This window comes from Enterobacter sp. CM29 (assembly GCF_013179605.1).
GTDB classification, from domain to species: Bacteria; Pseudomonadota; Gammaproteobacteria; order Enterobacterales; family Enterobacteriaceae; genus Enterobacter; species Enterobacter intestinihominis.
On sequence record NZ_JABMCU010000200.1, the window covers coordinates 1 to 7,857 of the forward strand.

Annotated in this window: 4 protein-coding genes; 2 read left to right on the forward strand and 2 right to left on the reverse strand. The window is 55.3% G+C overall.

What is annotated here, in order from left to right:
• Both gyrA and rcsC read left to right on the forward strand, forming a co-directional pair.
• The coding region (gyrA, locus tag HP459_RS19260; RefSeq protein ID WP_171936663.1) for a DNA topoisomerase (ATP-hydrolyzing) subunit A at window positions 1-2,282 on the forward strand (2,282 nt) is incomplete at its 5' end.
• A gap of 134 nt (window positions 2,283-2,416) precedes the next feature.
• Complete coding sequence (gene rcsC, locus HP459_RS19265; protein WP_023300607.1) at window positions 2,417-5,263, forward strand: two-component system sensor histidine kinase RcsC; 2,847 nt, start codon at window positions 2,417-2,419, stop codon at window positions 5,261-5,263.
• Window positions 5,264-5,374: 111 nt separating this feature from the next.
• Here rcsC and rcsB read toward each other — a convergent pair whose 3' ends face one another.
• Together rcsB and rcsD are read right to left on the reverse strand one after the other, a co-directional pair.
• Window positions 5,375-6,025, reverse strand: a complete 651-nt coding sequence (rcsB, locus tag HP459_RS19270; protein WP_003859405.1) for a response regulator transcription factor RcsB — start codon at window positions 6,023-6,025, stop codon at window positions 5,375-5,377.
• Window positions 6,026-6,041: 16 nt separating this feature from the next.
• A partial coding sequence (gene rcsD / locus HP459_RS19275; protein ID WP_171936664.1) for a phosphotransferase RcsD occupies window positions 6,042-7,857 on the reverse strand: 1,816 nt, incomplete at its 5' end.

Genomic DNA, 7,857 nt, shown 5'->3' on the forward strand with positions numbered 1-7,857 from the left:
CAATGCGTTATACGGAAATCCGTCTGGCGAAGATTGCCCATGAGCTGATGGCTGACCTGGAAAAAGAGACGGTTGATTTCGTTGATAACTACGACGGCACGGAAAAAATTCCTGACGTTATGCCAACGAAGATCCCAAACCTGCTGGTGAACGGTTCGTCCGGTATCGCAGTGGGTATGGCAACCAACATTCCGCCGCACAACATCACGGAAGTGATTAACGGCTGCCTGGCCTACATCGACGATGAAGACATCAGCATTGAAGGGCTGATGGAACACATCCCGGGCCCGGACTTCCCGACGGCGGCAATCATCAACGGCCGTCGCGGTATTGAAGAAGCGTACCGTACCGGTCGCGGCAAGATTTACATCCGTGCTCGCGCCGAAGTGGAAGCGGACGCCAAAACCGGCCGTGAAACCATTATTGTTCACGAGATCCCGTATCAGGTGAACAAAGCGCGTCTGATTGAAAAAATCGCCGAGCTGGTAAAAGAAAAACGCGTTGAAGGCATCAGCGCGCTGCGCGACGAGTCTGACAAAGACGGTATGCGCATCGTGATTGAAATCAAGCGCGACGCGGTGGGTGAAGTTGTGCTGAACAACCTTTACTCCCAGACTCAGCTTCAGGTCTCCTTCGGTATCAACATGGTTGCGCTACACCATGGCCAGCCGAAGATCATGAACCTGAAAGAGATCCTGAGCGCGTTTGTGCGTCACCGCCGTGAAGTGGTGACTCGCCGTACCATCTTTGAACTGCGCAAAGCGCGCGATCGTGCCCATATCCTTGAAGCACTGGCCGTTGCGCTGGCGAACATCGACCCGATCATCGAGCTGATTCGCCGTGCGCCGACGCCGGCAGAAGCGAAGGCGTCGCTGGTTGCGCGTCCATGGGATCTGGGCAACGTGGCGGCGATGCTGGAACGTGCCGGCGATGATGCTGCGCGTCCTGAGTGGCTGGAGCCGGAATTCGGCGTGCGTGACGGTCAGTACTATCTGACTGAACAGCAGGCCCAGGCGATTCTGGATCTGCGTTTGCAGAAACTGACCGGCCTTGAGCATGAAAAACTGCTCGACGAGTACAAAGAGCTGCTGGAGCAGATTGCCGAGCTGCTGCATATCCTGGGTAGCGCAGAGCGCCTGATGGAAGTGATCCGTGAAGAGCTGGAGCTGGTTCGCGATCAGTTCGGCGACGAGCGTCGCACCGAAATCACGGCCAACAGCTCTGATATCAACATTGAAGATCTGATCAACCGCGAAGACGTGGTCGTGACGCTGTCTCACCAGGGTTACGTGAAGTATCAGCCGTTGACCGACTACGAAGCACAGCGTCGTGGCGGTAAAGGCAAATCTGCGGCGCGTATTAAAGAAGAAGACTTCATTGACCGTCTGCTGGTGGCCAATACCCACGACACGATCCTCTGCTTCTCCAGCCGGGGCCGTCTGTACTGGATGAAAGTCTATCAGCTGCCGGAAGCGAGCCGTGGCGCGCGGGGTCGACCTATCGTTAACCTGCTGCCGCTGGAAGCGAACGAACGTATCACCGCCATTCTGCCGGTACGCGAGTACGAAGAGGGCGTGAACGTCTTTATGGCAACCGCGAGCGGTACCGTGAAGAAAACCGCGCTGACCGAATTCAGCCGTCCACGTTCCGCCGGGATCATCGCGGTGAACCTGAACGAAGGCGACGAGCTGATCGGCGTGGATCTGACCTCCGGTTCTGATGAAGTGATGCTGTTCTCTGCCGCCGGTAAAGTGGTGCGCTTTAAAGAGAACGCCGTGCGCGCAATGGGTCGTACGGCGACCGGCGTGCGTGGTATCAAGCTGGCGGGTGAAGACAGCGTGGTTTCCCTGATCGTTCCGCGTGGCGAAGGCGCAATCCTGACCGTCACCCAGAACGGCTACGGTAAACGTACGGCGGAAAGCGAATACCCGACCAAGTCTCGCGGCACGCAGGGCGTTATCTCCATCAAAGTGACCGAGCGCAACGGTTCCGTTGTTGGCGCGGTACAGGTGGACGATGCGGACCAGATCATGATGATCACCGATGCCGGTACGCTGGTGCGTACCCGCGTGTCAGAGATCAGCGTGGTGGGTCGTAACACCCAGGGCGTTATCCTCATCCGTACTGCGGAAGATGAAAACGTCGTCGGTCTGCAACGCGTTGCTGAGCCGGTGGATGACGAAGAGCTCGACTCTATCGACGGCAGCGTCGCAGAAGGGGATGATGAAATCGTCCCGGAAGCGGACACCGATGATGAAGCAGCGGATGACGCTGACGAGTAACGTCTCCTGACGCATAAAGGGCCGGTTTCCGGCCCTTTTGTTTTGCGCAAGCAGACAAGTGAACGTTGCGACAAGCCGCGTTTACCGCTACCTTAACCACATTCTTTTTTCCCCGATGGCGGAGCCTCGCCCCTTTGAAATACCTCGTCTCCTTTCGTACCACGTTAAAAGTCTCTCGCTATCTGTTTCGGGCGCTTGCGCTACTGCTATGGTTGCTGGTGGCACTGCTCTCGGTGTTTTACATCGTTAACGCGTTACACCAGAAAGAAGCGGAGATCCGCCAGGAGTTTAACTTAAGCTCGGATCAGGCCCAGCGCTATATCCAGCGCACGTCTGATGTGATGAAAGAGCTTAAGTATATCGCTGAGAATCGACTGACGGCGGAGAACGGCATTCTTGCCCTCCGCGGTCGGGATGAAAAAACCGAAGTACCTGATTTCGAACCGCTCTTCCCGGACTCCGATTGTTCCGCGATGGGCAAAGCCTGGCGTGGCTCACTGGAGTCCCTGTCATGGTTTATGCGCTACTGGCGCGATAATTTTTCGGCCGCTTACGATCTAAACCGCGTCTACCTGATTGGCAACGAAAATCTTTGCATGGCGGACTTCGGTCTGCGAGATATGCCCGTCGAACGCGAAGACGCGCTGAAAAGCCTGCATGAGCGCATAGTGAAATACCGCAATGCGCCTCAGGAAGAGCGCGGGAACAACATCTTCTGGATAAGCCAGGGGCCGCGCATGGGCGTCGGCTATTTCTATGCCCTGACTCCGGTTTACCTCGGAAACCGCCTGCAAGCGCTGCTGGGGATTGAACAAACCATCCGCATGGAAAACTTCTTCACGCCGGGCAGTCTGCCGATGGGCGTGACCATTCTGGATGAGAACGGCCACCCACTCATCTCCCTTACCGGGCCTGAAAACCGCCTGAAAGTGGAGCCCAGCTGGATGCAGGAGCGGTCATGGTTTGGCTATACCTCCGGGTTCCGCGAGCTGGTGCTGAAGAAAAGTTTACCGCCATCGTCGCTGAGCATTGTCTATTCGCTGCCGGTGGACAAGGTGCTGGAGCGCATTCGCATCCTGATCCTTAACGCCATTTTGTTGAACATCGCGGTAGGCGTCGCGCTGTTTATGCTGGCGAGAATGTATGAGCGGCGGATCTTTATTCCGGCGGAAGCGGATGCTCAGCGTCTGGAGGAGCACGAGCAGTTTAACCGTAAGATTGTCGCCTCGGCGCCGGTGGGGATCTGTATCCTGCGTACTCAGGACGGGACAAATATCCTCAGTAACGAGCTTGCCCATAACTACCTGAACATGCTGACGCATGAAGACCGCCAGCGGTTAACGCAGATCATCTGTGGGCAACAGGTTAACTTTGTGGATGTGCTGACCAGCACCCACACCAACCTGCAAATCAGCTTCGTCCATTCGCGCTACCGCAATGAAAACGTGGCGATTTGCGTGCTGGTGGACGTCTCCGCGCGCGTTAAGATGGAAGAGTCATTGCAGGATATGGCGCAGGCGGCGGAGCAGGCCAGCCAGTCGAAATCGATGTTCCTCGCAACCGTCAGCCATGAGCTGCGTACGCCGCTGTACGGCATTATCGGTAACCTCGATCTTCTCCAGACCAAAGAGCTGCCGAAAGGGGTCGACCGCCTGGTGACGGCGATGAACAACTCGTCCAGCCTGCTGCTGAAAATTATCAGCGATATTCTCGACTTCTCTAAAATTGAATCCGAGCAGTTGAAAATAGAACCGCGTGAGTTCTCCCCGCGCGAGGTGATGAACCATATCAGCGCCAACTATCTGCCGCTGGTGGTGCGCAAACAGCTGGGGCTGTACTGCTTTATCGAGCCGGATGTGCCGCTGACGCTGCATGGCGATCCGATGCGTCTGCAACAGGTCATCTCGAACCTGCTAAGCAACGCCATCAAATTCACCGATATCGGCTGTATTGTGCTGCATGTCTGCCGGGCAGGGGAGTACCTGACTATTCGCGTACGCGACACCGGTGTTGGCATTCCGGCGAAAGAGGTCGTTCGCCTGTTCGATCCGTTCTTCCAGGTGGGGACGGGCGTCCAGCGTAATTTCCAGGGGACCGGGCTGGGTCTGGCGATTTGCGAGAAGCTTATCAGCATGATGGACGGGGATATCTCCGTCGATACCGAGCCGGGTATGGGCAGCCAGTTCACCATCCGTATCCCGCTCTACTCGGCACACTATCCGGTGAAAACCACGGTCGACGGGCTGAGCGAAAAGCACTGCTGGCTGGCGGTGCACAACGCCTCCTTACATGATTTCCTGACCTCGATGCTGACCAGCAGCGGCGTGCGGGTCTCACGCTATGAAGGCCAGACGCCGGACGCAGATGACATGCTGATTACTGACGTTGAGCCAGACAAGGCGTGGGCGGGGCGGGGCGTGGTGATGTTCTGCCGCCGTCATATCGGTATTCCGATTGAGCGTTCGCCCGGGGTATGGGTGCACAGTGTGGCGACACCGCACGAAATGTTGGGCTTGCTGGCGCGTATTTACAGCGTACAGCTTGAGGACAGCGATGGCGCTACCGTGCTGGCTTCCCCTGATGAGCTGGCATCGGTGAATGACGATATGATGATTCTGGTCGTCGACGATCATCCGATTAACCGTCGTCTGCTCGCAGACCAGCTTGGCTCTCTGGGCTATCAGTGTAAAACGGCCAATGATGGCGTGGATGCCCTGAATGTCTTAAGTAAGAATCATATTGATATTGTGCTCAGCGATGTGAACATGCCTAACATGGACGGCTATCGTCTGACGCAGCGTATCCGACAGCTGGGGCTGACGCTGCCGGTGGTGGGGGTGACAGCCAACGCACTGGCGGAGGAGAAGCAGCGCTGTCTGGAGTCGGGAATGGACAGCTGTCTGTCGAAGCCGGTCACGCTGGATGTACTGAAGCAGACGCTATCCGTGTATGCGGAGCGGGTGCGAAAAGCGAGACAATAAAAAAGGCCCGAAAGGGCCTTTTTTATGTATCCGACGGCGCTGCGCTTGCGCGGGCCTACGGGGTCTTTAGACCGGGTAACCGCGAGGGGCACCCGGCGTAGACAGCGACGATCAATCTTTGTCCGTTGCGCTCAGCGTCACGGAAGAGAGATAGTTCAGCAGGGCGATATCGTTATCCACACCCAGCTTCATCATCGCGGATTTTTTCTGGCTACTGATGGTTTTAATACTGCGGTTCAGTTTCTTGGCGATTTCAGTAACCAGGAAACCTTCAGCGAACAGACGCAGAACTTCACTCTCTTTAGGCGAGAGACGCTTGTCGCCATAGCCACCTGCGCTGATTTTTTCAAGCAGGCGTGAGACGCTCTCAGGCGTGAATTTCTTCCCTTTCTGTAGCGCCGCCAGCGCTTTAGGCAGATCGGTAGGTGCGCCTTGTTTCAGCACAATCCCTTCAATATCAAGATCCAGAACGGCGCTCAGGATCGCCGGGTTATTGTTCATGGTCAGAACAATGATCGAAATGTCCGGGAAGTGGCGTTTAATGTATTTGATGAGCGTAATCCCATCACCGTATTTATCCCCAGGCATGGAGAGATCGGTAATGAGCACGTGCGCATCAAGTTTTGGCAGGTTGTTAATAAGGGCTGTGGAATCTTCAAATTCACCGACTACATTCACCCACTCGATCTGTTCAAGTGATTTGCGAATACCGAACAGTACAATCGGATGGTCATCGGCAATAATTACGTTCATATTGTTCATGTATAAGGCTACCTTGCTACAGCAAGCTCTTGACGTAAGCGTCAATGTCGCTGATGTATTTTTCAATGCCAGAGGCATCTTTCTCACGAATTAGATGTTCCAGCGTTTCACATAACTGCTTGCCGGGAACCAGATTAAGCATGGCAAACACCCCTTTAAGCCGGTGTGCTGTCTGTGCCAGCGCTGCAAAATCCTGCGCAGCGGACTCAGTATACAACCGCTTAACATCATCTGGTACTGTATCAACGAAGAGCGAATAATATCCGCTGGCATGGAGTTCGGCATTTTCATCGCCGCCTAACGGTGACTCCAGGATCTCTTCCTGCGCCAGATTCTCTTCAATCAGTTGTAATACAGCTTCCTGCATTGCATTGCTCATATTAAAGTTGACGCGCAGCTGCCCAGGGCCGATTTTCCGCACGCCTGGCTCATCATCGCTTAAAAGCAAGCCGGAGGCAGTAAGATTAGACGGATTATCAGTTAAAAATAGATCAAATTCTTGACTCGCGAGCCTTTCGTCCGGGGTAATGCAGGACGCGCCCCAGTTTTCCAGCTGACGAACGACGATATTACGGATCTCACTGGAGGTCACGTCCACCATCACGACCACATCATCCAGCAGACGCTCTTCATCCTCTTCCTGAGGATTCGCCGCCATTTTAACATGCAAGGAGTAGCGGGTGCCGAGGGATTCGCGCGCCTTAATGTTCAGATGACCGCCCAGCTTACGCGCCAGCTGATCGCAGAGCCAGAAGGTGAGGGCATTCGCCTTACCGTAGTGGTCGCGCTGGGTATCGTTCAGGAACGGGAAGTGCAGGTTATCGATTTCGCTCACGGTGACGCCTTCGCCCGTATCCAGAATACGGAACGTCAGACGATCGTCGGTGGACTCATCGGTGCTGACTTCAAGGGTGATCTTGCCGATCTGTGTCGTGGTGACGGCATACTGAATCAACATCATCAGGATGCGACGCAGCGCATCGCGATCGCCGTGACGCTCGTCGTTGGCCGGCAAATGGTTGTTGATCAGCAGCTGGAGCCCTTTGCGCTTGATCACCGGCAGGACTTCCGGAACCACCTCATCAATCAGATCCTGGATGGAGAAGAGCGTAGGGGTGCCCTTCCAGATGTCATTCTCCAGCATGTTCGCAAGCTGGATTTCGTCCACCAGACGAACCAGCGAGTCGGCCTGGCTGCTAAGCTGTCGGCTTTCCGGCGTGCTTAAATCAGCAATCTGCGTGGCGAGTGACTTCAGCGGCTGTTTAAAGGCATCGCCAATGTTTTGCATAAACGCCGCGCGGCCATGCTGGTTTTTCTCATACAGCCTTTGCGCCTGCTTGAGCTTTTTATTCACCAGCACTTCGCGATCCTGATCGCGGATGATGAAGATTTGCGTGCGCGAGGCGACCTGACTGCGGAACTGACGGATCTCATACAGTTCATTATTAATGGTGGCCTGAATGACGCCCTGATGCTGGTCCGCCATGGCCGTAATATTTTGCAGGTTAAGATGCGGCAGAAGGTGATCGGCAATTTTGTTGCTCATCACCGTCCGGTTTGCCTCCTGATCGTGAACAAGCACCCCAAGCGGCAGCACGGAAATAATCTCTTCATTCAGGGCACGAAGAACACGCAACTCGTTGCTGGTCCCGGCTGATACCGACGTCGAGTCGCTCTGGCGGCCCGACTGGAAACGGAAGGTGCTGTAGCCAAACAGCGCCAGCGCCAGCAGGCCGATATTCAACAGCAGCGGCAGCATAATGTTTTGCAGGGTATCAAGCATCAGGGTGCCAAAAGGCACCTGCCACACCAGCCGCATACCGGTTGAGTTG

Bases quoted from the DNA above. Each gene is read 5' to 3' on its own strand.
- rcsB (WP_003859405.1), bottom strand. From the start codon at position 6,025: ATGAACAATATGAACGTAATTATTGCCGATGACCATCCGATTGTACTG.